The sequence below is a fragment of the Thauera sp. 28 genome, assembly GCF_000310145.2.
GTDB classification, from domain to species: Bacteria; Pseudomonadota; Gammaproteobacteria; order Burkholderiales; family Rhodocyclaceae; genus Thauera; species Thauera mechernichensis.
Map to the genome: position 1 here is coordinate 1 of NZ_AMXA01000037.1, position 26,075 is coordinate 26,075.

Annotated in this window: 21 protein-coding genes; 9 read left to right on the top strand and 12 right to left on the bottom strand. The window is 65.2% G+C overall.

The features are described 5' to 3' along the window. From C662_RS17440 to C662_RS17450, 3 genes are all read right to left on the bottom strand, one after another. Positions 1-499 (bottom strand): phosphoenolpyruvate carboxylase (locus tag C662_RS17440; RefSeq protein ID WP_002932145.1); only part of this gene is annotated, 499 nt, incomplete at its 3' end. Positions 500-531: 32 nt separating this feature from the next. After that, positions 532-1,680: a glycerate kinase gene (locus tag C662_RS17445; RefSeq protein WP_002932147.1), complete on the bottom strand. Its 1,149-nt coding sequence runs from the start codon at positions 1,678-1,680 to the stop codon at positions 532-534. 123 nt (positions 1,681-1,803) lie between these two features. Then, the gene (locus tag C662_RS17450) at positions 1,804-2,955 is read right to left on the bottom strand and encodes a sugar diacid recognition domain-containing protein (protein ID WP_002932150.1); all 1,152 of its coding nucleotides are present in this window, start codon (positions 2,953-2,955) and stop codon (positions 1,804-1,806) included. Between the two features lie 344 nt (positions 2,956-3,299). Between C662_RS17450 and C662_RS17455 the strand changes: the two genes are divergently transcribed. After that, positions 3,300-3,518 carry a glycine zipper 2TM domain-containing protein gene (locus C662_RS17455; protein ID WP_037983081.1) on the top strand — a complete coding sequence of 73 codons (219 nt, stop codon included), beginning with the start codon at positions 3,300-3,302 and terminating at the stop codon, positions 3,516-3,518. A gap of 399 nt (positions 3,519-3,917) precedes the next feature. Next, the gene (locus C662_RS17460) at positions 3,918-5,525 is read left to right on the top strand and encodes a peptide chain release factor 3 (RefSeq protein ID WP_002932161.1); all 1,608 of its coding nucleotides are present in this window, start codon (positions 3,918-3,920) and stop codon (positions 5,523-5,525) included. A 40-nt stretch (positions 5,526-5,565) separates the two neighbouring features. Here the strand turns inward: C662_RS17460 and hemG are convergent, their stop codons facing one another. The 5 genes from hemG to C662_RS17485 form a co-directional block, all read right to left on the bottom strand. Then, complete coding sequence (gene hemG / locus C662_RS17465; RefSeq protein WP_002932164.1) at positions 5,566-6,087, bottom strand: menaquinone-dependent protoporphyrinogen IX dehydrogenase; 522 nt, start codon at positions 6,085-6,087, stop codon at positions 5,566-5,568. A gap of 4 nt (positions 6,088-6,091) precedes the next feature. Further along, positions 6,092-6,475, bottom strand: a complete 384-nt coding sequence (locus tag C662_RS17470) for a hypothetical protein (RefSeq protein ID WP_002932170.1) — start codon at positions 6,473-6,475, stop codon at positions 6,092-6,094. A gap of 360 nt (positions 6,476-6,835) precedes the next feature. Further along, positions 6,836-8,983: a methyl-accepting chemotaxis protein gene (locus tag C662_RS17475; RefSeq protein WP_002932171.1), complete on the bottom strand. Its 2,148-nt coding sequence runs from the start codon at positions 8,981-8,983 to the stop codon at positions 6,836-6,838. Between the two features lie 174 nt (positions 8,984-9,157). Further along, entirely contained in the window at positions 9,158-10,138 is a 981-nt protein-coding gene (locus C662_RS17480; protein WP_002932174.1) for a recombination-associated protein RdgC, read from the bottom strand. 107 nt (positions 10,139-10,245) lie between these two features. Then, on the bottom strand, positions 10,246-10,713 hold the full coding sequence (locus C662_RS17485) for an SRPBCC family protein (protein WP_002932175.1): 468 nt from the start codon (positions 10,711-10,713) through the stop codon (positions 10,246-10,248). Between the two features lie 77 nt (positions 10,714-10,790). On the opposite strand from C662_RS17485, the gene C662_RS17490 reads away from it, so the two are divergent. Further along, positions 10,791-11,525: a 16S rRNA pseudouridine(516) synthase gene (locus C662_RS17490; RefSeq protein ID WP_002932177.1), complete on the top strand. Its 735-nt coding sequence runs from the start codon at positions 10,791-10,793 to the stop codon at positions 11,523-11,525. Positions 11,526-11,600: 75 nt separating this feature from the next. Here C662_RS17490 and C662_RS17495 read toward each other — a convergent pair whose 3' ends face one another. Further along, positions 11,601-12,557, bottom strand: coding sequence for a hypothetical protein (locus tag C662_RS17495; RefSeq protein WP_002932179.1), 957 nt, complete (start codon positions 12,555-12,557; stop codon positions 11,601-11,603). A 399-nt stretch (positions 12,558-12,956) separates the two neighbouring features. On the opposite strand from C662_RS17495, the gene earP reads away from it, so the two are divergent. From earP to C662_RS17510, 3 genes are all read left to right on the top strand, one after another. Then, on the top strand, positions 12,957-14,147 hold the full coding sequence (earP, locus tag C662_RS17500) for an elongation factor P maturation arginine rhamnosyltransferase EarP (RefSeq protein WP_002932181.1): 1,191 nt from the start codon (positions 12,957-12,959) through the stop codon (positions 14,145-14,147). A gap of 65 nt (positions 14,148-14,212) precedes the next feature. Continuing rightward, on the top strand, positions 14,213-14,770 hold the full coding sequence (efp, locus tag C662_RS17505; protein WP_002932183.1) for an elongation factor P: 558 nt from the start codon (positions 14,213-14,215) through the stop codon (positions 14,768-14,770). Between the two features lie 150 nt (positions 14,771-14,920). Beyond that, a complete protein-coding gene (locus tag C662_RS17510) occupies positions 14,921-15,472 on the top strand; it encodes a hypothetical protein (RefSeq protein WP_232433304.1) in 552 nt (183 codons plus the stop codon). On the opposite strand, the gene C662_RS20105 is transcribed toward C662_RS17510, so the two are convergent. Both C662_RS20105 and C662_RS17520 read right to left on the bottom strand, forming a co-directional pair. Next, positions 15,399-15,818 carry an ATP-binding cassette domain-containing protein gene (locus tag C662_RS20105; RefSeq protein ID WP_083485779.1) on the bottom strand — a complete coding sequence of 140 codons (420 nt, stop codon included), beginning with the start codon at positions 15,816-15,818 and terminating at the stop codon, positions 15,399-15,401. The two genes, C662_RS17510 and C662_RS20105, sit on opposite strands and share 74 nt — an antisense overlap. A 310-nt stretch (positions 15,819-16,128) precedes the next feature. Beyond that, positions 16,129-16,773, bottom strand: a complete 645-nt coding sequence (locus C662_RS17520) for a DUF1826 domain-containing protein (protein ID WP_002932189.1) — start codon at positions 16,771-16,773, stop codon at positions 16,129-16,131. A gap of 234 nt (positions 16,774-17,007) precedes the next feature. On the opposite strand from C662_RS17520, the gene uvrA reads away from it, so the two are divergent. Next, positions 17,008-22,809, top strand: a complete 5,802-nt coding sequence (gene uvrA / locus C662_RS17525) for an excinuclease ABC subunit UvrA (protein ID WP_002932191.1) — start codon at positions 17,008-17,010, stop codon at positions 22,807-22,809. Positions 22,810-22,924: 115 nt separating this feature from the next. After that, positions 22,925-23,611 (top strand): cytochrome b/b6 domain-containing protein, encoded by a 687-nt coding sequence (locus tag C662_RS17530; RefSeq protein WP_002932194.1) that lies wholly within the window; start codon positions 22,925-22,927, stop codon positions 23,609-23,611. Between the two features lie 80 nt (positions 23,612-23,691). Here the strand turns inward: C662_RS17530 and C662_RS17535 are convergent, their stop codons facing one another. After that, complete coding sequence (locus C662_RS17535; protein WP_002932207.1) at positions 23,692-24,144, bottom strand: c-type cytochrome; 453 nt, start codon at positions 24,142-24,144, stop codon at positions 23,692-23,694. Between the two features lie 264 nt (positions 24,145-24,408). Here C662_RS17535 and C662_RS17540 point away from each other — a divergent pair, with 264 nt between their 5' ends. Then, entirely contained in the window at positions 24,409-26,034 is a 1,626-nt protein-coding gene (locus tag C662_RS17540; RefSeq protein WP_002932210.1) for a methyl-accepting chemotaxis protein, read from the top strand. Positions 26,035-26,075 lie beyond the last annotated feature (41 nt).

A 26,075-nucleotide genomic window follows, 5' to 3' on the forward strand; every position in this document is an offset into this window, starting at 1 on the left:
GCGCGATCACGGTCTCGCAGTTGAGGATGCTCTTTCGTTGCACCTCGGTGGGGTGGGCGGTGAGCACCGGCGACACCAGCGCACCGTCGAAGAACGCGACCAGACCTGCAGCATCGGTCACGCCGCTGTCGAACACCGCCTGCAGCGCGTGCGGCAGGCTGCCCTCGCGCGGGGCCGAGCCCGCCACCAGGTGCGCGCGCGAGCGCCGGATGTGGTGCTGGTCCTCGGCGATGTTGGCCAGGTGCGAGAAGTAGCTGAAGGCGCGCACGACCTGGATCGTCTGGTCGCGCGACAGCGCATCGAGGATGTCCTCGAGCTCGCGCCGGGCCGCAATGTCGTCGTCGCGGCGAAAGCGCACCGAGTTCTGGCGGATCTGTTCGATGCAGTCGAAGGTCGCATCGCCCTCCTGCTCGCGCACGGTGTCGCCCAGGACACGCCCGAGCAGGCGGATGTCCTCGCGCAATGGGTGGTCCTTGGTCAGCAGGGGGTCAGCGTGCATCGTGTTCTCCAGTGAATCAGGCAGGTTCATGTTCAGGACTGGGCAAGGGCGCCCAGGCGCAGCACTGCCGCCACGTTACGCGCTGTCAGCTCGACGTTGGCGGCGGCTTCACCGAGCGCCTCATCCAGCGTGCATGGCCTGCTGAGCACGCTGAACACGGCATCGATGCCGTGTGCGTGGACCACTCCGACATTGGCACCGAGCGAACCGGCGATGCCGATCACCGGCTTGCCGTGGCGCTTGGCGACACGAGCGACCCCGATCGGGGTCTTGCCATGGACCGTCTGGAAGTCGATGCGGCCTTCGCCTGTGATCACCAGATCGGCATCGCGCACATGGGCATCGAGATCCACTGCGGCAGTGACGATCTCGATGCCGGGCTTCAGGCTGGCGCCGAAAAAGGCCAGCATCGCCGCCCCAGTGCCACCGGCTGCGCCCGCGCCAGGCACGCTATCGACCGCCACGCCGAGGTCGCGCTCGACGATGCGGGCCAGGTGGGCGAGGTTGGCGTCCAGGGTCTGCACCATCGCTGGCGTGGCGCCCTTCTGCGGGCCGAACACCGCCGAGGCACCGCGTGCACCGGTGAGCGGGTTATCCACGTCGCACGCAACCTCGATGCGGCACTCGGCCAGGCGGGGGTCGAGTGCGGAGACGTCGATGCGCGCGAGCGCGGCGAGCGCACCGCCGCCAGCGCCGATGTCCCGCCCCTGCGCATCGAGCAAGCGGGCGCCAAGCGCCTGCACCATGCCCGCACCACCGTCGTTGGTGGCACTGCCGCCGATGCCAAGGATGAAGCGGCGCGCGCCGGCGTCGAGCGCTGCGCGGATCAGCTCCCCGGTGCCGCGCGAGGTGGTGAGGCGCGGATCACGACGTGCCGGAGGCACCAGGGCGAGGCCGCTGGCCGCGGCCATCTCGATCACAGCGGTGTCGCCATCGCCGGTAAGGCCGTAAAAGGCTTCGACGCGATCACCAAGCGGCCCCGTGACGGTGACCTTCTCGCGGCGCCCATCGGTCGCGGCGACCATGGCATCGACCGTACCCTCACCGCCGTCGGCCACCGGCACCAGAACGTACTCGGCATCGGGAAAAACCTGGCGGAAGCCCGCCTCGACGGCGTGCGCCACTTCCAGCGCCGAAAGGCTCTCCTTGTACGAATCGGGGGCAATGACGATCTTGTTCATGGGCTGTCTCCGGTCACTGCGGCCTGGATGTCCGCTGACAGAGAGCTTAGTGGCTTTCACACACCCTCGCCTCCACTTAAATCACAATAAAAACGGTCTCATAAGAGTATAAATTGTGATTAATTACAAACTCAGGCTTCGATCGAGTTCGAGGCCGATGAACAGCAGCAGGCAATCGCCAAGGCGCGAGAGGTCTAGCCCAGTGAGCTCGCCAACCTTGCGCAGGCGGTAATCGAGCGTGTTTCGATGCACATGCAGCGCTGCCGCACTCGGTACTGCCTTCATGTCGTGGGCGAACCAGGTCGCGAGCGTGCGCCGCAGCTGGCCTTCGCGGTCATGTTCGGCCAGCCTGCGCAGGGGTCGCTGCAGTTCCTCCGCGCGCCAGCCCTCGCCCAGGCCGGAAAGCAGGACGGGCAGTGTGAGCTCGTCGTAGCACAGTACGACGTCCTGCGGACGGTGGCGTCGACCTGCCTGAAGAGTGGCGCGCGCAGATTGCCAGGCGCGCGCCAAGCCCTCGCTACCGCCAAAATGGCCACCGAGGGCGAGGCGCACGGGACCGCCAGCCACATCCACCAGGCGCAGCTGTAGCTTATCGAGCAGCGCGCGTAACCCGTCGGGCTGCCGGATGACGTCCGCCTGCGGCCACAGCACGGCCAGTTCGCGCAACGAGACGGCCGCACACAACAGCCCGGGCACGGCCGATGCCAACACACGGCGAAGCCGCTGCTGACAGGCGAGCAAGCCATCCGCATCGAGCGCTTCGTCGGCCAGCTCGACAAGTATTGCCGCCCGCGGCTGCGCAAGGTCGATGCGGAGCTGATGTGCCCACACCTCCAGGCCTGCCGCAGCGGGTGCGACACCGATCAGTTGCAGCACGAGTTCGTCGCGCAAGCGCTCGTCACGCGCGAGCGTCTGCAGCCACTGCGCCTGCTCGAGCATGGTCTCGGCCGCCATGCGCACCAGCTCGGCATGCTCGCGCATTGCCGCCGGGTCACCGCTCAGGCCAACCACACCGACGACTCTGCCCTCTGCGCGCAAGGGCAGGTTGATGCCTGCCCGTGCGTCCTGCAAGCGGCTCGCCATGGCCTCGTCGATCTCGATCGTGCGCGCCTGGGCGAGCACGAGCAAGGCGCCATCGTGGCGGGTACCGATTCGCGTGCGGTCGCCGCTGGCGATGATGAGGCCGCGCTCGTCCATCACATTGACGTTGGTGCGCAGGATCTGCATCGCGCGATCGACGATGGACTGCGCAAGTGACGCATCGAGCAGGAACATGGCTACAGGCCGGCAACTGATGAGCACCACATGCTGCCGCGCAGCGCGGGGACAGACAAGTAGCGATCGATCGCCTCAAGTCGGATCAACACACTTGCCTGGGACGCAGACATGAATCGGAATGTATTCCAGGCCGATGCACCGCGAAGCCATCCGGCGATGAGCCGAGATCCCGCCAGACATGCGTATCGGAGCCCATTCCAGCACGCGTCCCGCTGCCACCGCGGGAAACAAATTGAAACGCTGCTCGGGAATTTCACGCGCTGCGGCTGTTCATACTGCTCGCATGAAACAGCATTCCGCCAAACGCCGTGCTGTTCTCCAACAACGCAAAGGAGGCAATCATGAAGATGCGAACCCTCATTCCCGCTGTACTGATCACCATCGCCGCAACCGGCTGTGCAACCTGGGATGGCATGTCCTCACGCGAGAAGAGCGCCGTGATCGGTGCAGGTGTGGGCGGTGTCGCCGGTGCGGTGGTCACCGACGGTGGCATCCTCGGCACGGTCGGTGGTGCCGCGATTGGCGGCGTGATCGGCGATCAGGTCGGCAAGCAGCGCTGAAGGACGAGGGCGGGCCATCGTGGTTCGCCCACCTGTGCTTGATCTCCCTCGCCCCCTCGCGGCTGGCGCCGCTCCCACGTGGAAAGCCGCGCGGCCCATAAGCCCCTGTAGGAGCGACGCAAGTCGCGAGCTTCTGGGGCGGCACCCTCAGCGTGATCGCCTTCGACCCCTCGCGGCTGGCGCCGCTCCTACACGGAAAGCCGCGCGGCCCATAAGCCCTTGTAGGAGCGACGCAAGTCGCGAGCTTCTGGGACGGCACCCCCAGCGTGATCGGCCTTCGACCCCTCGCGGCTGGCGGCACTCCATCTGCGTCGGAAGCTCCTGATTGCTTGGTAGAATTGCGCTTGTCCCGCCTCGCTCATCGCGCGCAGGCGGTTTTCTTTTCGCCGACGAGCCACGATGACCACCACCCCTTACCCGCCCGAGCTGCTGCGCGATGTCGAAAAGCGCCGCACCTTCGCCATCATTTCCCACCCCGACGCGGGCAAGACCACGCTGACCGAGAAGCTGCTGCTGTTCGGCGGCGCCATCCAGCTCGCCGGCACGGTGAAGGCGCGCAAGTCCGCCCGCCACGCCACATCAGACTGGATGGAGGTGGAGAAGCAGCGCGGCATCTCGGTGACCAGCTCGGTGATGCAGTTCGAGTACCAGGGCCATACCATCAACCTGCTCGACACCCCGGGCCACGAGGACTTCTCGGAAGACACCTACCGCGTGCTCACCGCGGTGGACGCCGCGGTGATGGTGATCGACGCCGCCAAGGGCGTCGAGGCGCAGACGATCAAGCTGCTCAACGTGTGCCGCCTGCGCAACACGCCGATCATCACCTTCGTAAATAAGCTCGACCGCGAAGTGCGCGAGCCCTTCGAGCTGCTCGCCGAGATCGAGGACGTGCTCAAGATCACCTGCGCGCCGGTGACCTGGCCGCTTGGCATGGGCAAGGCCTTCCGCGGCGTGTATCACCTGCTGCAGCAACAGGTGCTGACCTTCACCCCAGGCGAAGAGCGCCGCAGTGACGGCGAGATCATCAAGGGCCTGGACAATCCCGAACTCGACAAGCGCTTCCCGCTCGAGGTCGGCCAGTTGCGCGAGGACGTCGAGCTGATCGACGGCGCCTCGCCGCCCTTCGATCTCGACGACTTCCTTGCCGGCAAGCAGAGCCCGGTGTTCTTCGGCTCGGGCATCAACAACTTCGGCGTGCAGGAGATCCTGCAGTCGCTGATCGACTGGGCGCCGCCGCCGCAGGCGCGCGATGGTGGCACGCGCATGGTGCAGCCGGCCGAGCCCGCCTTCACCGGCTTCGTATTCAAGATCCAGGCCAACATGGATCCGAAACACCGCGACCGCATCGCCTTCTTCCGCATCTGCTCCGGCCGCTACAGCGCCGGCATGAAGGTCAAGCACGTGCGCGCAGGGCGCGACATGAAGCTCGCCAACGTGCTCACCTTCATGGCCAACGAGCGTGTGATCATGGAGGACGGCGTGGCCGGCGACATCGTCGGCATCCACAACCACGGCCAGCTGCAGATCGGCGACACCCTGACCGAAGGCGAGAACCTCGGCTTCAAGGGTATTCCGTACTTTTCCCCGGAAATGTTCCGTGCGGCCCGCCTGCGCGATCCGCTCAAGTCCAAGCAGCTGCAGAAGGGCCTGCAGGAGCTGGGCGAGGAGGGTGCGATCCAGGTCTTCGAACTCGAAGGCGGCCAGATGCTGCTCGGCGCGGTCGGCGTGCTGCAGTTCGAGATCGTCGCCCAGCGTCTGAAGGACGAGTACAAGGTCGATGCGATCTTCGAGCCCGCCGACATCCACACCGCGCGCTGGCTGACTTTCCCCGACGACGTCACCCGTCGCAACTTCGAGCGCGAGCAGGCGCTACGCCTGGGCAAGGACATCGACGGCAACCCGGTGTACCTCGCCACCAGCCGCTACAACCTGGAAGTGACCGCCGAGAAGTGGTCCAAGGTGATGTTCCACGCCACGCGCGAGCACGGCGAAGTGCTGGGCTGAAGCAACCGCCGCAAGGTGGCAGGCCAAGCCTGCCACCCCATCAGGCGATGAGCTTACGCGCGAAGCTCTCGACCTGCGCCCAGTCTGTGAAGTCGGTGACCGAGCGCGGGTCGGTCGGCCCGCCGGTCATCCACATGATCAGGCGAATCAGGCTGCGGTCGAATACCCCATAGCGCGGATACTCGATCTTGCCGCCGAACACCGCTACCCGTTGCGGCTTCCAGCCGATCTGGCGCAGGAACTTGCGCACATAGGGGTTGGTGTCTGCATCGCGCTTGTGCGGCTTGCGCGCCACCGCATTGACCGAGAAGAAGGCATTCGGCCGCCCCTCGAGCTCGGTTCGATAGCGCTCGATGAAGGTCTTCACTGCGGGACGGTGGGCGCCATAGCGGATGCTGGCACCGATCACGACGCAGTCGCAAGTCGCCACCTGCGTCGCCGACACCGACCCGATCTCGACCACCTCCGGCGTGTGGGCAGCCGCACGCGCGATGTCCGCGATGCGCTCGCAGATCTCGAGCGTATGGCCATCCACCGTCGAATAGGCTATCAGCAGCCGCATGGCCTTAGTTGCCGGCGATGATGCCCTCGACCACCTTCTTGCCCTCGGAATACAGCGCGACCTGGCCGTCCTCGAGCTCCACGTTCATGCACCCGGTGTTGCCCTTGAGCTTGCCATCCAGCCATTCGCGGCAGTAGCGAGCCTCATCGTCGACCCACCAGCGCGCCTTGGCACCGGTGGTGTCGGTAAGCGTGCCATCGGTTCCGAACTTGAGTGTGTAGGCCGATTCGGTACGCAGATAGACGCCGATGAAGGTCGCTCCACTCAACAACTGCTCGACCTCTGCCTTGCTGGTGACGAAGTTCTGCGCCATCGCGCCGGCCGACATCGTCGATAACGCGAGAGCCATCGCCAGGGAGCGCCCCATCTTCAAGTGCTTGAGCTTCATGTCTGATCCTCAGGGTTTGTTCGGTTCTGCAAGAACCTGATTCTGCACCTTGCACGGCCACACACAATGAGCGGAATCAAACCTCGGTGAGTGAACAAACTGTGCACAGGCACTGGCGCGGATTGTGGATAACGATGGCTGTCATCGTTCGGGCGTTTTTCATCAACAAACCGTCCTAGCTTCACCGAGCGTCTGTGCACCTTCTTCTACATACTTCAAGCCATTGTTTATTAAGTTGAAAAGTGGCTTATCAACAGAAAACGTCGGTACACTATGTTTACAGTCTTTATTTATATTTAAAAACTGTGTACACCAACATCCGTATCCTCCATAAGCCCTTGAAGACCGGCTGCAAACGAATCAGACCTGTTGCCTGCTTCGGAAACGACCAACCAGGCTCTTGAGATTCTCGGCCTGTTGCAGCAACTCACCAGCCGCACCACTGCAGTCGCCGGCGTTGTCGTTGGTACGCCGCGTGACACCATCGATCTGCCCCAAGCCCACGTTGACCTCGTCAATCGACGATGACTGCTGCTGCGACGCGCCGGCAATACGGGAGATCAGTCCAGAAACGCGTTCTGCACTGAGCACGATATCGTTGAGCGTTGCTGCGGTGCGGGCGGCGATCTCGATACCGCGCTCGGTCTTGGCAGCCGACTCCCCGATCAGTGTTGCAGCCTGGCCAGCGGCTTCGGAACTGCGCGACGCGAGCTTGCGGACCTCGTCGGCGACCACTGCGAAGCCACGCCCCTGCTCGCCAGCCCGCGCCGCCTCGATTGCCGCGTTGAGGGCCAGCAGATTGGTCTGCATGGTGATCTCGTTGATGGCATTGATGATGTCGTTGATGCGCTCCCCCGCTGCACGAATCTCACTCATGGCCCCGGTCATCTCGGCCATGTGCTCGCTGCCTGCGCGCGCGGCAGCCTGGGATTCCTGAGAGTAGCGCTCGGCCTGCGTCGCATTCTGCGCATTGAGCTTGATCTGCTCGCTCATCTGCCCGATCGAGCCTGCGATCTCGGTTATCGATGCGGCCGAGCGAGCCGCTCCTTCGGACAGGGTCTTGCTGAGACCAGCCACCTTTCCTGCATTGCCGTTGATCCGCTCGGATCCTCCCTGCAACTCGAATACCAGGTTATTGAGGCCATTGAGCATCTGTCGCAAGGCCAAGCCCAGCTGGTCGCGCTCGGAGGCCAAGGGGACATTGAGGTCGAGATTGCCTTCACTGATCTGTTCCGCAAGCCTGGCCTTGGCGAGCAAGCTCTGCGACATCTCGTCGAGCGCTGTCGCCAGTTGTCCGACTTCGTCCTTGGATTCATGCCTGAATCGGCGCGAGAAATCACCCGCCAGCACTGCTCGGGCAAAATCGGCGGCGGCGCGGATCGGGCGCGCGATGCTGCCGGCGACGAACCAGAGCAATGTGGTTGCCACCACGGTGACGACCAGCCCGACCATGATCTGCCAGATCGTGCTCGATTCGCCACGTTGCTGGATCTCCTGATCGAGCTGCTGGGCCTTGGCGAGCACTACCTCCTGCGGCACCGTCACCAGCACCGCCCAGGGCCGCTCAGTGCGCCCGAGCACGATCGGTGCAATGGCGCTCATGGTGCCGCCGCGTTCGTCGATCCAGCCCCTTGCACGGCCTTCCTTGACGTCCTTGAGCAGCCCGGCGTCGTCTGCATTGCTGCGCGCGAAGGCCTGGCCGATGCGATCCGGGTGTTCGCTGTCGGCAACGACAAGGCCGACATTGCTGATGATCGTGACTTCGCCCTGCCCGCCGAAGAGTTCGCGATCCGCCTGCTCGGCGAGTTTCTGCACAAAGTCGAGGTTGTAGTCGGTACCCGCAACGCCCATGAAGCGCTGGTCGACCATGATCGGGACCGATAGCGTCGTCAGCCAGACCGACTTGCCCTGCACGATGTAGGGGAAAGGATCGAGTACGCTTTCACGGTGGTTCTCGCGCGGTCCGATGTACCAGCCGCCCTTGAGCACGCCGTTCGGATGGCGGTCCATGGTGTCGTATTCGACCAGGGGCTGGACGGCGATCCGACCGTCCTGGCCACGGTTCCAGTACGGCGTGAAACGCCCGGTCTGGCGATTGTTGCCGTCCTCGCCGGTACGGAACATGGTATCCAGGCCATCGAGCGCGTCAGGCTCCCAGTTCGAGTAGGTGCCGTTGAACTCAGGGTTGTTGACGAGGACGTGGTACAGGACGGCGTTGATACCGTCACGATCCAGAGTGCCGGCCTTCTTGCCCACCTCGAAGACATGCGCCATGGTCCGCGCGGCGTCCAGCGCGAGGTCGAACTTGCTTTGAATGACGCCTGCGTGTGCCCAGGCCAGATTCTTGAGGCTTTCGGCAGTGTTTTCCTGGATCAGATCGCCAACGCGCGATGAGACCAGTTCGCGCGTATTGCGCTCTGAAACGACACCGTAGATCACCAGACTGATCGCCGTGCCCAACAGGCAAGCGCTGCCGAGGGCGGCGATCCGCCCTTGTATCGATTTCATGAATTTGCTCCAAAACTGAGTTCCAGCTTGCCTGTGGCCCGAGCCCTGTTGCTCCTGCTGCTCCAGGAACGCGTCAGCGCTCGCCTTCAAGCTGCAGCAGCAGGAACCATGCCCAACTCACGCAAACCGGAGCCTCAGCCTGGAAGCGCCTTCATGAATCGTCCCGGGCAAGACTCAGAACGGAGGATCGTCTGCCGTCACGGCCGCCGGGGACGGAGCAGGAGCGAGGGAGGAATCGACCTGGGATTCGACCGCCATGTTCGCGAGTTCGCCGCCCAGGGCACGCACGACTGCAGGCAGCAGATGCACGAGCTCACCCGTCATGAGTGCGAACTCGGCGTTGAACAAGGCCTCGGCATCGTCAGCATCGCCATCGACCTGGTCGCGTACGATGTCCAGGAAATCCACGCGCTTGATCTCCAGCTTCTCGGTGAGCACGAAGCTGACGCGGTCATCGAAGGTCAGTGCAAGCCGGGTCGGCAGCTTGCCGGCTTCGAGGTGGCCCTTGACCTCGTCTCCCTCTAGGGTGTGGCGCACATAGCGCACTGCGGCCTTGTCCTCGCTCACCGAGCGCAGTTCGCAATCCTGGTCGATCGTGAACCCCTCGGGGGCTTCGCCGCCCGCCAGCCAGTCCGCCATCGCCGACATCGGCGAGAGCTCGGTGCGCAGGAGCGTGAGCGGGAAGCTGTCGAGGGTGTGGCGCAGTTGCTCGAGCATGTCTTCGGCCTTGCTCTGGCTGGCCGCATCGATGACCAGCCAGCCATTGACCGGGTCGATCCAGGCATACATGCGGCGGCGGCGGGTGAATGCGCGCGGCAACAGTTCCTGGGTGATCTGCTCGCGCAGTTCCTTCAGTTGCTTGCGGCCGAGCTTGTAGCCCTGCTGCTCGGCCAGTTCCTCTGCGCGCTCATCGGCCTCCTGCTTGACCACGGCCGAAGGCAGCAGGCGATGCTCGAAGCCCAGGCAGACCAGCCATTGCCCGCCCACGGCATGCACGAGGACTTCGTTGCCGAGCGGCGACAGCCAGCCGCGGCTTTCCATGTCCTGGCTGCCGCAGGGGTGGAAGGGCTTCTTGGCAAGCTGCGCTTCGAGACGCTCGAGGCCGATGTCCCAGCCGGCAGGCAGGCGATAGATCTGCAGGTTCTTGAACCACATGAGGATGTTTCCTGTTGATGAGATGCAATCGAGTACCCGCTCCGGCCACGGCGCATGGCCATGGCGGAAGCGGATGGAAGTGAGGTCTGCGTGCAGCCGTGGTTCGGCTACTGCTCCAGGCCGCCCGACTCGGCGATCATGCGGATGACGCGCACGGTATCGACGTCGGAGCGGTGGTAGGCCGCACGTACGAATTCGGCGTAGCGTGCGTCCTCACCGCCTTCGGGCAGGGTGGTCTGGTAGCGGAAACGCAGGAAGAGCGCGCCGGGCTGGGGCTCCTCGATGCTGATGGTGAGGCTGCCGCCGGCATGGTCCGCAGTGGCCTCGGACTCGAAGCAGATCCACTGCAGGGTCTCGAAGGTAACGCGGTCGCGGATGACGACCGCGCCGAAGTCGAGATCACGCACGAGCATGTCGTCGCGGCGCTCGACGATACGGCAGGCTTCCAGCCCGGGCAGGAAGGCACGCGCATCCTCGGCACGGCACAGCAGGCCGAACCACAGCGCTTCGCGCGTGAGCGGGTCCTGCAGGGGGTTGTTGAGGTCGTTGACCTCGATCAGGTGTTCGAACTTCACAGGCTTCTCCCGGGCGCCCGATTACATCGCGCGGGCAAGCCGGGAGTTTACCCGCTCGCGCCCCGAGCCGGGATACCATGCGCGCCATGCAACTCGAACGCCTACTCCATGCCCAAGGCTTCGGCAGCCGCAAGGAATGCCGCGCCCTCATCCGCGCCGGTCTAGTCAGTGTCGCCGGCACCCCGTGTGAAGACCCGCAGGCCGACTTCGACCCCGGCAGCCAGGACGGTTCGCCCGGACTCGAGTTCTGTGTGGGTGAGGCGCCGTGGCGCTTCCGCGCCCAGGCCTACGTCGTGCTGCACAAGCCGGCCGGTTACGAATGCTCGCACAAGCCGACCTTCCACCCCTCGATCTTCACTCTGCTGCCACCGCAGCTGCTGACGCGCGGCGTGCAGTGCGTGGGCCGGCTGGACCAGGACACCACGGGCTTGCTGCTGCTGTCGGACGACGGCCAGTTCATCCACCAGTGGAGCTCGGGCAAGAAGCGCACGCCCAAGGTCTATGAGGTGACGCTCAAGCACGCGGTGGGCGAGGACTTTGTCGTGCAGCTGCTGGCCGGCGTCGAACTCCACGATGAACCCGCTCCCATTGCTGCTGCCGCCTGTGAACTCACCAGCCCGACCACGCTGCGGCTGACGATCTGCGAAGGCAAGTACCATCAGGTCAAGCGCATGATCGGCGCTGCCGGCAACAGGGTCGAAGCCTTGCACCGCAGCCGGGTCGGCGGCCTGGACCTGGACGCGGCGCTGGCGCCCGGGCAGTGGCGCTGGCTGGAAGCAGCCGACCTCGCGCAGCTCGCCGACTATGCCTGAAGGATCGCGGCCCGGGGCGTCACGAAGACGATCCGGGCCGCTGCCGAATCCATGTGATCCGCGTGCAATGCCGGATCAGAAACGCATCTCGAGGTTGACGCCCGCCGCCCACGAGCGCTCGCGCTCGCGCTCTTCGCGTTGCGGCCAGAAATGGCCGACCAGGAACTCGCCGATCAGCCAGTCGCGATAGACCGGCTGTACCCACTTCATGCGTGCGCCGTATTCGCCGATGTTCTCCCGCTTGCCGGTCTCGCCGGTCACGAGCAGTTCGCCGGAAAGCATCCTGTCGTCACCGAAGCTGCGGAACAGGCCGAGTGCGCTACCCCAGGCAAAGTCGTCGGTGATCTGAGAGATCGTCGCCGAGTTGTTCCAGTGCAGCGACAACCTGGGGTTGAAGGCGTGTTCGTAATCAAGCGAAGTGGTGGAGCCAAACTTGTCGCGCGTGGTCCAGAACACGGTCTCGCGGAACTCGATCCTGTCGGCATCGCTCAGCGCCCACTGCTTGCGGTAACGCGCCTGCGCGTAGGCTTTCAGGCTGCCACGCACACCGACCCGAAAATCCAGGTTCTTGCGCAGTGCCACGCCCAATCCGGCAAAGCCCGTCTGGTCGTCTCGCCGGCGCTCCAGCAGCAGCTGTTGCTCGCGCGTGAAGGTCTCGGACTGGTCGGTGATCAGCTCGCGTTCGTTCTGGCGACCGATGAACAGATAGGCGCGGTCCTTGAGGTTGGGCAATTCGAAGCGCGCACGGAAGCGTACCCCCGTATCCCAGCCATTGTCCTGGCGCCATAGCGTGCGCAGGCCCAGGCGGCCGTGTGTGACTTTGCCACCGTCCTCGAATGGCCGGTCACCAAACCAGTCGTTGACGGTTTCGCCCAGCCACAGTGAGAGACCCCTGACGTGGTGACGGCTGGTATCGAGCAGCCCGTCCTCCGCATGCAGCGCGTCCGCGCTTGGCTTTATACCGCTACCGGCAGCCTGGGCACCCGAGCAGAGCAGGCCGATCAGGAGCGGAATGGCGATTCGTTTGATCAATGTCGGATCCTCTTGTATTGCCTCCAGAACGGCGAAACCGTGCTGGGTACCTGCCTTGGCTGAATCGTTCCCGATTCTAACCGCAGGATGGTGCGAGGTCTGCATGCACTCCAACTGGATGGATTTCCGGAGGCCGGGACTTGCACGGTTGCTGCTGGCAGGGTGTAGGTTTGTTCTTTTGTTTTTATATTGATTTAAATAATAAAGAAGTTAACAGTAGAGCGAAATCTGTGGATAAATCGGCGGGTGCCAAGCACAGCAAGGGTGTTGCCGGTCTAACAAAGCGTTGAGAAATGCTTGTATGGCCTGTGGCTTCATTGTTCATCGATTCTGCTTGTTTTCCTTTTGCCCCGGTTGTTCACAAGCACGCCTCTTCTTACCCTCAGGATTGTTCAGCGCATGGATGTGAGATTGCAGCACGAGCGGCCAAAGTGGGAGATCTTCTGTCAGGTTGTGGATAACTTTGGGGATATCGGCGTTTGTCTGCGTCTTGCGCGCGATCTTGCCGATCGCGACGGCAAGCGGGTTCGTTTATGGGTGGATGATTGGGCCGTGCTCGGCCGGCTCTGCCCGGCTGCGGCTGCGGCCGCAGCCGATCCCGGGCGCGGAGTCGAAGTGGATGGGGTGGTGTTCCGCCACTGGGTGCGGCCTTTCCCGGACGTCGTGCCTGGCGAGATCGTCATCGAGGCGTTTGCCTGTGAGCTGCCCGAAGTTCATCTGCAGGCGATGGCGAAACTCGCCGAGCGCCCGGTATGGATCAACCTCGAGTATCTGTCGGCCGAAGACTGGGTTGCGGGATGTCACGGCCTTGCTTCGCCGCATCCCCGCCTGCCTCTGGTAAAGCACTTCTTCTTCCCTGGTTTCGACGAGGCAAGCGGCGGCCTGCCGAGAGAGACCGGCCTGATCGGCCGCCGTGAGCGTTTCAGGTCCGATCCTGCGGGTATGGCGGCATGGCGCGCCGAGCGTGGATTGGGCAGCCTTGCGGATGACACGCTATGGATCTCGCTGTTCGCCTACGAGCAAGCTGCCCTGCCCGGCCTGCTCGAGGCCTGGCAACAGGGCACGCGCCCGGTCGCCCTGCTGGTGCCGGAGTCGCGCATCCTTGGCAATGTGGCCGCCGGCCTTGGGCTCGATACGCTGCACGCCGGGCAGCGTATCGAGCGCGGCCGGCTCACGACATGTGTGCTGCCATTCACTGACCAGGCGGGTTACGACGCCTTGCTATGGAGCTGTGCGCTGAACTTCGTTCGCGGCGAGGACTCATTCGTACGCGCCCAATGGGCTGCAGTGCCGCTGGTGTGGCAGATCTATGCACAGCAGGATGACGCCCACCTCGTGAAGCTCGAGGCCTTCCTGGCGCGTTACTGTCATGGCTTGGAAGAAGGTGCAGCCGCTGCCCTCGGAGACTTCTGGCGGGCCTGGAACGGGGCTGACGACATCGCGCCTGGCCAAGCCTGGCACGCACTGGAGCAGGCCCTGCCCGTGATCGCAGGACATGCGCGGTGCTGGAGCGATCGGCTGGCATCGACAGCGGATCTCGCCAGCCGCTTGACAAAATTCTGTTTCCACATCCGCAGCGCCGCGAGGTAAAATCGCGGGCTAATTTTTTCAAGGACATGCGGCCGCGCGCCGCGTCGAACAATTCAGGAAACAGCATGAAAACCGCTCAGGAACTCCGCTCGGGCAACGTCATCATGGTCGGCAGCGACCCGCTGGTGGTGCAGAAGGCCGAATACAACAAGTCCGGCCGCAACGCCGCAGTCGTCAAGATGAAGCTCAAGAACCTGCTCACCGGCGCGCCGTCGGAGTCGGTTTACAAGGCTGACGACAAGTTCGAGGTGGTCGTACTCGACCGCAAGGAAGTCACCTACTCCTACTTTGCCGACCCGATGTACGTGTTCATGGACGCCGACTACGAGCAGTACGAAGTCGAGGCCGAGAACATGACCGACGCCCTCAAGTATCTCGAGGACGGCCTGCAGTGCGAGGTGGTGTTCTACAACGGCAAGGCGATTTCGGTCGAGCTCCCCAACAGCGTGGTGCGCGAGGTCGTCTATACCGAACCCGCCGTCAAGGGCGACACCTCGGGCAAGGTCATGAAGCCGGCCAAGATCGGTACCGGTTTCGAGTTGCCGGTGCCTGCCTTCGTCGAGATCGGCGACAAGATCGAGATCGACACCCGTACCGACGAGTACAAGAACCGCGTCAAGTAAGCGCGTTTCATCGCTTCATCAAAATGGGCCCGCAAGGGCCCATTTTGCTTTCCGGATGTTGCAGTGTGCAATTTGCGCGTTGTCTTCCGTGTCGGAATGCGTAACCTCATCGATGCACCCTTCACTGTCCATCCTTGTCCTGCGAACACCATGAGCGTAATGCGTCCCCTCCTGTCCGTCCTCGGTATGAGCCTGCTGTTGGGCTGTGCCCCGGAACCTGTCGCACCTGAGGCTTCCAAGGCCCCTGAGGCGGTCGAGCCAGCTGCGGTTGCGGATCAGTCCAGGCCAGACGCGCGGGAGGCTGGGCGTGAAGCCGTCGAAGCTGCACGTGAGGCGGCTGCCAAGGCGGGAGAGGCGGCGAAGAAGCTTGGCGAAGCCGGCGCCGCGGCGGCCCAGGCCGTGGTCGAGTCCACCGAGGACAAGCTGCGCAAGGGTGCCGAGGCCGCGGCCGGCACTGAGCCGATGGTGCGCGATGCCAAGGAGGCTGCCGAGCAGGCGGCGCAGCGCATTGCCGACGCCACGCGAGATGCTGCGCAGCGCCTCAAGGAGGCTGGCAAGGGTGCGATCGACAGCGTGCGGCAGCGCTCCGGGACTGCTGCCGATGGCGAGGATAGCGACGTAGATGCCGTTACCGAACAGCAGCCGGCGCCCGTCGAGGAGCGCGATGTTGCGCGGCCTGTGGAGTCCGAAGCGCCGCGCTGAGCGGGGGCACGCCGGCTGGCAGGGAGCGCACCGAGTGGTTGCTTCCGTGCGATGAGTCGGCGGTCGTGTCGGGGTTCGACCTGGTATCGAGGATGACCTGTGCAGGGCTGAACCAGCGCGCCAGATGGCGGTCGTGGGTAACCAGCAGCACCGCGCTTTGTCGCGCTTCAGCGCTTCTCAGCAGCACCTCGAGGGTCTGCTGCTGGGTCAGCAGGTCGAGTCGGGAGGTCGGTTCGTCGGCGAAGATCAGTGACGGTTCGAGGAGCAGCGCGCGGGCAAGCGCAACACGCTGCAACTCGCCTCCGGAGACGCCGCCGGGCGGCCGTTCAAGCAGCCTGGCGCCCAACGCTCGGGCTGGGCGGCGACCAGGGCTTGCGTTTAGGGGGGTGTGGCTTACTCAGGACCTGGGTACATGCGCCGGACTCCACCCGTTCGCCATTCTGCAGGCCCGCTCCAGCCAGCCGCCGCGCCAGGCTGCGACGATACCGAGAAGGACGCCGGGGATGGCGGCACTGAGCACGCTGAGCGCGGCCAACCCCAAGGACAGCTGCCCGGCATGGGCGAGACGGGCGACCATGCTGCGGCCCAGGTGATCGGTACCCAGTCAGTTCTTTTGTTAATGATAATCGATATTGATTGTAGTCAGTGAGTCCGGCTCACCAAGCCGCATCGAATGCAGCCAGCACGCGAGGCGGGCTGGACACGGCGGGCGAGCGGTGGACGATTCCGCGCCCGGTGTTGTCCTGCCAGAGGCTGCCCTTGAGCAGGGCAGCGGCATAAAGCGGAATGGACTCGATGCAGTGGTCCGGACGCAGCACTCCAGAGTGCGTGTCTGCAAGTCCGGCAGATGCAGCGCCAAGGCGGCTGCGGTCGATCGACTGTTCCTCGACCCACTCGGTGCCGGGGCCGCGGTAGGTGCATAGCATGCGCACGCCGACCCGATCGACGTGCAGGCGCGGACACATCGCCTTGTGGATGACCTCCAGGCGCACGCCGATGGCCGGAGCATCGAGCAGTTCGGCAAGCATCTCGGCGAGTTGGGCGAGATCGTCCGCCAGCGCATCACGCCCGCTGCCCGTTGGCAGTGTGTCGAGAACAGGGGTTTGGCCAGGGGTGATCAGCTGCCGGAAGCCGCATCCGAGTGCGCCCGCATTGCGCTCGAGCCAGTTGCCGATCGTCGGATCGGGGGTCCTGCGCCAAACGGCGAGCTGAATCGCTGGATCGAAGATGCGAGTCAGGCCGAAGGCGTCGTCGCCGATTGCAGCACAGCTGGTCACCAGGTTCGGGAGCGCGGCGGTCATGCGGATTCTCTGGGCAGGTTAGGGCGATCAAACTACAGCAAATGCAATAATATAACATTGCATTTGCTGGCCCAAAGTAGCCCCAGCGTCCTGGGCATGAGTGCCGAGGAGGTCTCGTAGAGGTATCGGGCTATCGCGTCGCTGTCATCCCGCGGGAACCTTTCTCCCTGCTCCATGAGTCCGAGACGAACCTCCGCCGACTAAAATGGCGGCTCACGCCTTCGCCCCGCACTCATGTCCGCCTCCGCACCCCGCTACACCCCTGTCGACGCTCCCGCTTCGATCGCAGCCGCCATCCGCATCCGTGGCGCGCGTCAGAACAACCTGCGCAACCTCTCGCTGGACCTGCCGCTCAATCGCCTGACGGTGGTCACCGGCGTGTCTGGCTCGGGCAAGTCCTCGCTGGTGTTCGACACGCTGTACGCCGAGGGCCAGCGGCGCTACGTCGAGACCTTCTCGCCCTATGCGCGCCAGTTTCTCGACCGCATGGACAAGCCACAGGTGGATCGCATCGAGGGTGTACCGCCGGCGATCGCGATCGACCAGACCAACCCGGTGCGGACCTCGCGTTCGACCGTGGGCACGATGACCGAGCTCACCGACCACTTCAAACTGCTGTATGCGCGCGCCGCGCACCTGCACTGTCGTTGCTGCGGCAAGCCGGTGCGGCGCGATTCGGCCGACAGCATTGCTGCGGAGCTGCGCGCGCGCGCGGCGGCGGAAGGTGATCCCCGGCTGGTGGTGTGTTTTCCGGTGACGGTCCCGTCCAACTTCAGCGAGACGGAGGTGACCGGCCTGCTCAATGCGCAGGGCTACACCCGCATCCAGGAACGCATCGCCGCGGGTGGCGCCGAGAGCAACGACGTCCTGCAGGTGGTGCAGGACCGCTTCCGCGCGTCGAATGCCGAGGATGCTCGCCTGGCCGAGGCGCTGGAGACGGCGCTGGCGCGCGGCCATGGCCGGTTGTCGGTGTATGCGTCGGGTGAGGGCGTCAAATCCGGGACACCGAATGGGACGGGGACACCGGGCGAGGCGGTGTGGCGCTATTCCTCCGGCCTGCATTGCGCGGACTGCGACATCCACTATTCCGAGGCCACGCCCGGTCTGTTCTCGTTCAACTCGCCGATCGGCGCCTGCGAGACCTGCCGCGGCTTCGGGCGGGTGATCGGGGTGGATTTCGGTCTGGTGGTGCCCGACGAGTCGAAGACCCTGGCCGAAGGCGCGGTGAAGCCGTGGCAGACCGAGAGCTACCGCGAGTGCCAGGCCGACCTCGAGAAGATGGCGAAGAAGTATGGTGTGGCGATGGACATCCCGGTGCGCGACCTGCCACCGGAGCATCGCCAGTGGTTGTTCGAAGGCGACCCGAAGTGGAAGAACTGGGACAGCTCGTGGCCGCGCTACTGGTATGGCGTGCGCCACTTCTTCGACTGGCTGGAGACCAAGGCCTACAAGATGCACATCCGTGTGCTGCTGTCGCGTTACCGCAGCTATACGGAGTGCCCGGCCTGCCACGGCGCGCGCTTGAAACCCGACGCCCTGCTCTGGCGCCTGCCGACCAGCGCCCCTACAGGGGGCGCGGCGACCGGGCTGGCGATCCACGAACTGATGGCGATGCCGGTCGATCGCATCCGCGAGGCGGTGGCGGCGCTGCGCATCCCGGGCGTCCCTGACGAGGCCACCGAACTGGTGCTCGGCGAGATCCGCAGCCGGCTGAATTACCTCACCGACGTCGGCCTCGGCTACCTGACCCTGGACCGCCAGTCGCGCACCTTATCGGGCGGCGAGGTGCAGCGCATCAACCTCACCACCGCGCTCGGCACCTCGCTGGTGAACACCCTGTTCGTGCTCGACGAGCCTTCGATCGGGCTGCACCCGCGCGACATCGGCCGCATCCTCGGCGTGATGACGCGGCTGCGCGACGCCGGCAATACACTGGTGGTGGTCGAGCACGACCCTCAGGTGATGGTCGCCGCCGACGAGTTGCTGGAGATCGGCCCAGGCCCGGGCGAGCGCGGCGGCAACATTGTCGCGCGCGGCACGCCGGCCGAGATTGCTGCAAATCCGGACTCGGTGACCGGCCCCTGGCTGGCGGGGAAGAAGCGCATCGACGTCGATCGCCCGCCGCGTCGGGTCGATGACGCCACCCCGCGGCTGACGCTGGTCGGAGCGCGTCAGCACAACCTGCGTGATCTTCGTGTCGGCTTCCCCTTGCAGCGTCTCACTTGCCTGACCGGCGTCTCCGGCTCGGGCAAGTCGACGTTGATCCAGGACGTGCTGTTTCCAGCGCTGGCGAAACACTTCGGCGAGGCGGTCGAATCACCCGGGATCTTCGACCGTCTCGACAATGTGGATAACTTGCGCGGCGTGGTCATGGTGGACCAATCGCCGATCGGCAAGAGTTCGCGCTCCAATCCGGTGAGCTATGTCGGCGCGTGGGACCCGATCCGCGCCCTGTTCGCCGCCCTGCCGGAGGCGAAACAGCGTGGCTACACGCCTGGCACCTTCAGCTTCAATGCCGGCCATGGCCGCTGTCCGACCTGTACTGGTTCGGGTTTCGAGCACGTCGAGATGCAGTTCCTGTCCGACGTCTGGCTGCGCTGCCCCGACTGCGACGGCAAGCGTTACAGGCCGGAAGTGCTTGAATTGAAATGGAAAGAAATGTCCGTTGCTGATGTGCTCGAACTTACGGTACATGAGGCGCTGGACGTGTTCCGCGAGCACCCCAAGGTGCTCGCCGCGCTCGCGCCGCTGGCCGACGTCGGCCTCGACTACCTGCGCCTCGGCCAGCCCGTGCCGACGCTTTCCGGCGGCGAGGCGCAGCGCCTCAAGCTCGCCGGCCACCTCGCCGAGGCAGCGCAGAAGAAAGCTGTACGCAAATCCAGGCCTGTGGATAACTTTGGGGAAAAGCGTGGGGAAGATCGCGACCCCGGGTTGCTCTTCCTGTTCGATGAACCCACCACAGGACTTCACTTCGAGGATGTGGCCAAGCTGCTCGGCGCCTTCGACAAGCTGCTGCAGGCGGGGCATTCACTCATCGTCATCGAACACAACCTGGACGTGATCGCTGCCGCGGACTGGATCATCGACCTCGGCCCGGAAGGTGGCGAAGGTGGCGGCGCGGTCGTCGTGGAAGGCCCGCCGGAGTTCGTGCGCGCGCATGCAGATTCGCACACCGGCGCCGCACTGCGCGATTATGCCGAGGCCCTGGCCCGCACCCGCACCCGCACCCGCAGCGGTGAAGCGCCCCTTTGTAGGAGCGGCGCCAGCCGCGAGGGTTTGGCGCATCTCCAGACGGAAGAACCGCTCGCGGCTGGCGCCGCTCCTACAGGGGGGAAGCGATCCCTCGTCGCTGCCGAACCGCGGGTGGATTACCGCCCGATTGCCGCGCCGGCGATAGAGATCCGCCACGCCCGCGAGCACAACCTCAAGAACGTCAGCCTGCAGATCCCGCGTGACCAGTTCACCGTGATCACCGGCCTGTCCGGCTCGGGCAAATCCACACTGGCCTTCGACATCGTCTTCGGCGAGGGCCAGCGGCGCTACCTGGAATCGCTCAACGCCTACGCGCGCCAGTTCGTGCAGCCGGCCAGCCGGCCCGACGTCGATGGCCTGTTCGGCATCCCGCCCACGGTGGCGATCGAGCAGCGCACCAGCCGCGGCGGGCGCAAGAGCACGGTGGCGACGCTGACCGAGATCCACCCCTTCCTGCGCCTGATGTACGTGAAGCTGGGCACGCAGTTCTGCCCCGATTGCAACGTGCCGGTGACGCCGCAGAGCTTCGAGGCCATCGTCGCCCAGATCCAGCGCGAACTGCGCGGCGCCTCGGTCGAAGTGCTGGCGCCGCTGGTCGTCAACCGCAAGGGCCTGTACACCGACCTCGCCAAGTGGGCGCGGAGCAAGGGCCACACGCAGCTGCGCGTCGATGGCGAATACCTGCCCACCGCCAAGTGGCCACGGCTGGACCGCTACAAGGAACACAACATCGAGCTGCCGACCGGCATGGTGGTGGTGCAGCCCGAGCACGAGGCCACGCTGCGAGAATTCGTCCGCCAGGCGCTGGAGATCGGCAAAGGTGTGATCAAGGTGCTCGAGATCGGTAAGCTCGGTGCGGCGCCGATCACCTTCTCTACCCTTCGCGCCTGCCCGAGCTGCGGCACCGGCTTCCCCGAGCCCGATCCACGCCTGTTCTCGTACAACGCCAAGCACGGCTGGTGCCCCAAGTGCTACGGCACCGGGCTGAAGACCGCAGCGCGCATCGAGGACCCGGACGCGCTCGACCTGGGCGATGCGGAAGAGGTCATCGTCAGCGACGAGCCCTGCCCCGCCTGTGACGGCGCGCGCCTCAATCCGGTGGCGCGTGCAGTGCGCTTCCGCGAGCTCGGCCTGCACCAGCTCGCGGCGCAGCCGGTGGACAAGGCTGCCGGCTTCTTCACCGATCTGGCGCTGAACGAGCGCGAAACCGACATCGCCCGCGACCTCGTCAGCGAGATCCGTGGGCGGCTGGCCTTCCTGCAGCACGTCGGCTTGGGCTACCTGGCGCTCGACCGTGCCGCGCCCACGCTGTCCGGAGGCGAAGCGCAGCGCATCCGCCTGGCGGCGCAGCTCGGTTCCAACCTGCGCGGGGTGTGCTACATCCTCGACGAGCCGACGATCGGCCTGCATCCGCGCGACAACCGCCTGCTGCTCGACACCCTGGAGGCGCTGCGCGACCGCGGTAACACCCTGCTGGTGGTCGAGCACGACGAGGACACCATCCGCCGCGCCGACCACGTCATCGACCTCGGCCCCGGCGCCGGGGTGCGCGGCGGCCGGGTGGTGGCCGAAGGCGGCATCGACGACCTGCTGGCCGCGCCCGAATCCGCCACCGGCGCATGCTTCCGCCACCCGCTGCAGCACCCGCTGCGGCCGCGCCGCGCGGTGCCCGACGACCATGCGGCGATCCGCATCGAAGGCGCCAGCCTGCACAACCTACGCAACGTGACGGTGCGCATTCCGCTCGCGCGCCTGACGGTGGTGACGGGCGTGTCCGGCTCGGGCAAGTCCAGCCTGGCACGCGACGTCATCCACGCCAACCTGCGCACCCGCCTTGGAGACCCCGAGGCCACCCGTGCCCGCCGCCGCGGCAAGGCACAGCCCGAAGAGGTCGACCAGGCCCTGATCGGCTGCAAGGGCGTCCATGGCTGGCAACAGGTCGGCCGTGTGCTGGAGGTCGACCAGACCCCGATCGGCAAGACCCCGCGCTCCTGCCCGGCGACCTACGTCGGCTTCTGGGACGCGATCCGCAAGCTCTTCGCCGACACTTTCGACGCCCGCACCCGCGGCTGGAACGCTTCGCGCTTTTCCTTCAACACCGGCGCCGGGCGCTGCCCGGTCTGCGATGGCGCCGGCCAGACCACCGTCGAGATGAGCTTCCTCCCCGATGTGAAGACGCCCTGCGAGGGCTGCGGCGGCGCACGCTTCAATCCCGAGACCTTGTCGGTGCGCTGGAAGGACAGGACCGTCGCCGAGGTGCTGGCGATGCCGGTGGACGAGGCGGTGGATTTCTTCTCCGCCCATCCCGCGATCGCCCACCCGCTGCAGCTGCTGCAGGACGTCGGCCTTGGCTACCTGACCCTGGGCCAGCCCAGCCCGACGCTGTCGGGCGGCGAGGCGCAGCGCATCAAGCTGGTGACCGAACTGGCCAAGGTGCGCCGCCGCCCGGGTGACTCCGAAGACACGGGTGGTGTGCCGCTGCCGGCCGACAAGCACAGCCTGTATGTGCTGGACGAGCCGACGGTGGGCCTGCACATGGCCGACGTCGACAAGCTGATCCGGGTGCTGCACCGCCTGACCGATGCTGGCCATACGGTGCTGGTGATCGAGCATGACCTCGACGTCATGGCCGAGGCCGACTGGCTGATCGACCTCGGCCCGGAGGGCGGCGATGGCGGCGGCCGGGTGGTGGCCGAAGGCCCGCCCGAGGTGGCGATGGCGACGCCGGAGTCGCACACCGGGCGCCATCTGCGCGAGTTCCTGGCGCAGCGCAAGGCTGGATGATGTCCTGTGCGCCGGAACCCGCGCGCCGACGCCGGGTCTGTGCTCGGGCAGACGATCTTGCGGCGCGCAGCCTTCTTCGCAACACCACGCATTTTGATCATGGAACGACACACACATGACGACACGTAAAGTCCGCGTCTGGGACCTGCCCACCCGATTGTTCCACTGGCTGCTGGCCGTCCTCGTGGTTGCGGCCTACGTTACCGGCCAACTCGGCGGCAGCTTCATCCAGTGGCACGGCCGCGTCGGCATTGCCATCCTGGGGCTGCTAACCTTTCGCCTGGTGTGGGGCTTCATCGGCTCCACCTATGCCCGCTTTGCGGACTTCGTCCCGGGCCCCGCTCATCTGTGGGCGCACCTGCGCGGTCACTGGAGCGGGCTTGGTCACAACCCGCTCGGCGCCCTGTCGGTGCTCGCCCTGCTCGGCGTGATGAGTTACCAGGCGGTCACCGGGCTGTTTGCCAACGATGACATCGCTTTTTCCGGCCCCTTGCGCGCGCTGGTGAGCGGCGATACCAGCGATTGGTTGAGCGGCCTGCACCGGCAGAACTACTGGCCGATCATCGTCCTCGTCGCGCTGCACGTGGGGGCAGTGCTGTTCTATGCCGTGTTCAAGAAGGACAACCTGGTCAAGCCGATGATCACCGGCGACAAGGAGGTCGATGAGGCCGATGCCCAAGCCGCGCAGGGTGGCGGCATCGTGGCTTTGCTGCTTGCGTTGGCGATCACGGCTGCCGTGCTTTACGCGGCGACGGGCAGCTTCATTGCGCCACCGCCACCGCCTCCGGTACCCGCCTGGTAAGGTCGTCCCTTGCCTGGCGTAGAGAACGACAAAGCCACCCTTGGGTGGCTTTGTCGTTGGAGGACAAGTACCGTGCCGGGTCAGTCGGCGCGGTACTTGTCGTGACAGGCCTTGCAGGTGGCGCCCGTTTCGCCGAAGGCCTTCTGCACCGCGGCCTTGTCACCGCTGGCGGCAGCCTGTGCCAGGTTCGCTGCAGCGGCGTTGAAATCCATCGCCAGCTTGCCGACATCTTCCATGTTCTGGAACAGTTCGGGCTTGGCGCGCGTCTTGCGGTCGCCGATGTCCTTGTCGGTGCCCGGGCCGTACAGTGCGCCCATGCCCGAACCCGCGATGGCTGCGATGGCGTTGGCAGCGGCCTGCACCTGCTGCGCGTTGAACTCGCCTTCAACGTTGGCCTTGATCTTGCCCATGTTCCAGCTCATGAAGCTGTAGCCGGCCTGGCGGAACTTGATCTGGTCTTCCGGCTTGACCTGAGCGGAAGCGGTGGCTGCAACGGACAGGGCGATGACGCCGAACAGGATGGATTTCTTCATTGACGACCTCTTAGCGTTGTGGGAAGGGTAATGCGTGTCGGCAGCGGCACAGCGGGCATGTGGGTTGCTGACTGACCGCCTTGCGACAGTGCGCCTTGCGGATTGGTTCAGCACATCGCATATCGACAAGCGATGATATTCCGCTCGTATGAGCGGAGGCAATCGCGTGCGTAGTGTTAAAGCCTGCCGCGACGGCGTCGTAATAAGCAGTCTATAAGCAAGAAACAGCAAGCAAGGGATATGTCCCTGCGGACAAGGAGATGAATGATGCGCCGTCTGGCTGATACACCGATCTGGCTTCGCCTCACCCTGGTGATCTGGCTCATGCTGGTCGTGGCCTGGGGTGGGATGATCGCGTGGGAGACACGGGTCAACCGCAACATGGCGATCGAGCAGGCCAAGGACTTTGCCGGCAGCATCAATGAGATGACCATGGCCGGCCTCACCGGCATGATGATCACGGGTACGGTCGGTCAACGCGACGTGTTCCTTGACCAGATCAAGGAACTCAGCGTCGTGCGCGACCTCAAGGTGATCCGTGGTGAGGCAGTGAGCAAGGTCTTCGGCGACGGCGGCTTGCCGACGGTCGGTGGCGATGCCGACGAACGCCTGGCCCTGGCCGAGGGCCGGACCACGATGCGGGTCGAGCACAATGCCGAGCATGGCGAGCATCTGCGTGTGGTGATCCCGTCTCTCGCCTTGCGCGACTGGCTGGGAAAGGATTGCATCGCATGTCACCAGGTCGCCGATCGCACACCGCTCGGTGCGGTGTCGATGCGGATTTCGCTCGACAAGGCCAATGCGGCGGTGATCGATTTTCGCAACCAGAGCATCGTGTTTGCCTTCCTCGTCTCCTTGCCGCTGATCGGTTTCGTCTATCTGTTCATCCGTCGCTTCGTCAGTCGTCCGCTGTCTCACCTCAATGAAGGCCTGGCACAGATTGCGCAAGGCGGTGGTGACCTGACCCGGCGCCTGGAAGTGGGTGGCCACGACGAGATCGGGCGCACCGCGCTCACCTTCAATGAAATGCTGGCAACCCTGGCCGCACTGGTACGCCAGGTCGCGCAGTCGGCCTCGGCAGTCACCAACGCGGCCGGGCAGCTGGCCGGAAGCGCCACTGCAGTTGCCCAGGGCTCGCAACGCCAGCGCGCCACATCGGCAAACGCGGCGGAGACCGTCGACGCCATGATGGGCAACATCTCCAGCATTGCCGAGCGCACCGAGGCCGTGCGTGCGCGTTCGCATGACAGCTTGCAGCGCGCTCGGGAAGGGCAGGAGAGCCTGCGGCGACTTGTCGGCGAGGTGGGCCAGGTCGAAGCCACCGTCAAGCAGATGGCCGATGCGGTGAGCGACTTTGTTGGCTCGACGCAGGCGATCTCGCGCATGACGAGCGAAGTGCGGGACATTGCCGAGCAGACCAACCTGCTTGCACTCAATGCGGCGATCGAAGCGGCGCGGGCAGGCGAGCAGGGCCGTGGCTTTGCCGTGGTGGCCGACGAAGTCCGCAAGCTGGCAGAGAAATCCGCGCGCTCGGCAGGCGAGATCGATGCCTTGACGCGCGAGATCAGCAGCCGCTCGGATTCCGTTCAGGGTTCGATCGAGGATGGCCTGCATCACATCGAGTCGAGCCGCGCAGTAGCTGAAACGGTGAGCCAGGTGCTCGATTCGGCCAATGTGCTGGTCGTAGAGGTCGTGGACGGGCTGGACCACATCGCGCAGGCCACCGGTTCGCAGCGGGTATCGAGCCAGTCGGTGACTTCCAGCATCAGCGAGATCGCCGGCATGGCCCAGGACAACGGCCGCACCGTCGATCAGACCGTGGAGGCTGCACGCCACCTGGAGGCGCTGGCAGCCCAGCTGCAGGATTCGGTGTCGCGGTTCCGCTTCTGAGCGCTGGCGGGGGGCTGCAGCACGTGTGCTGCAGCCCCCCG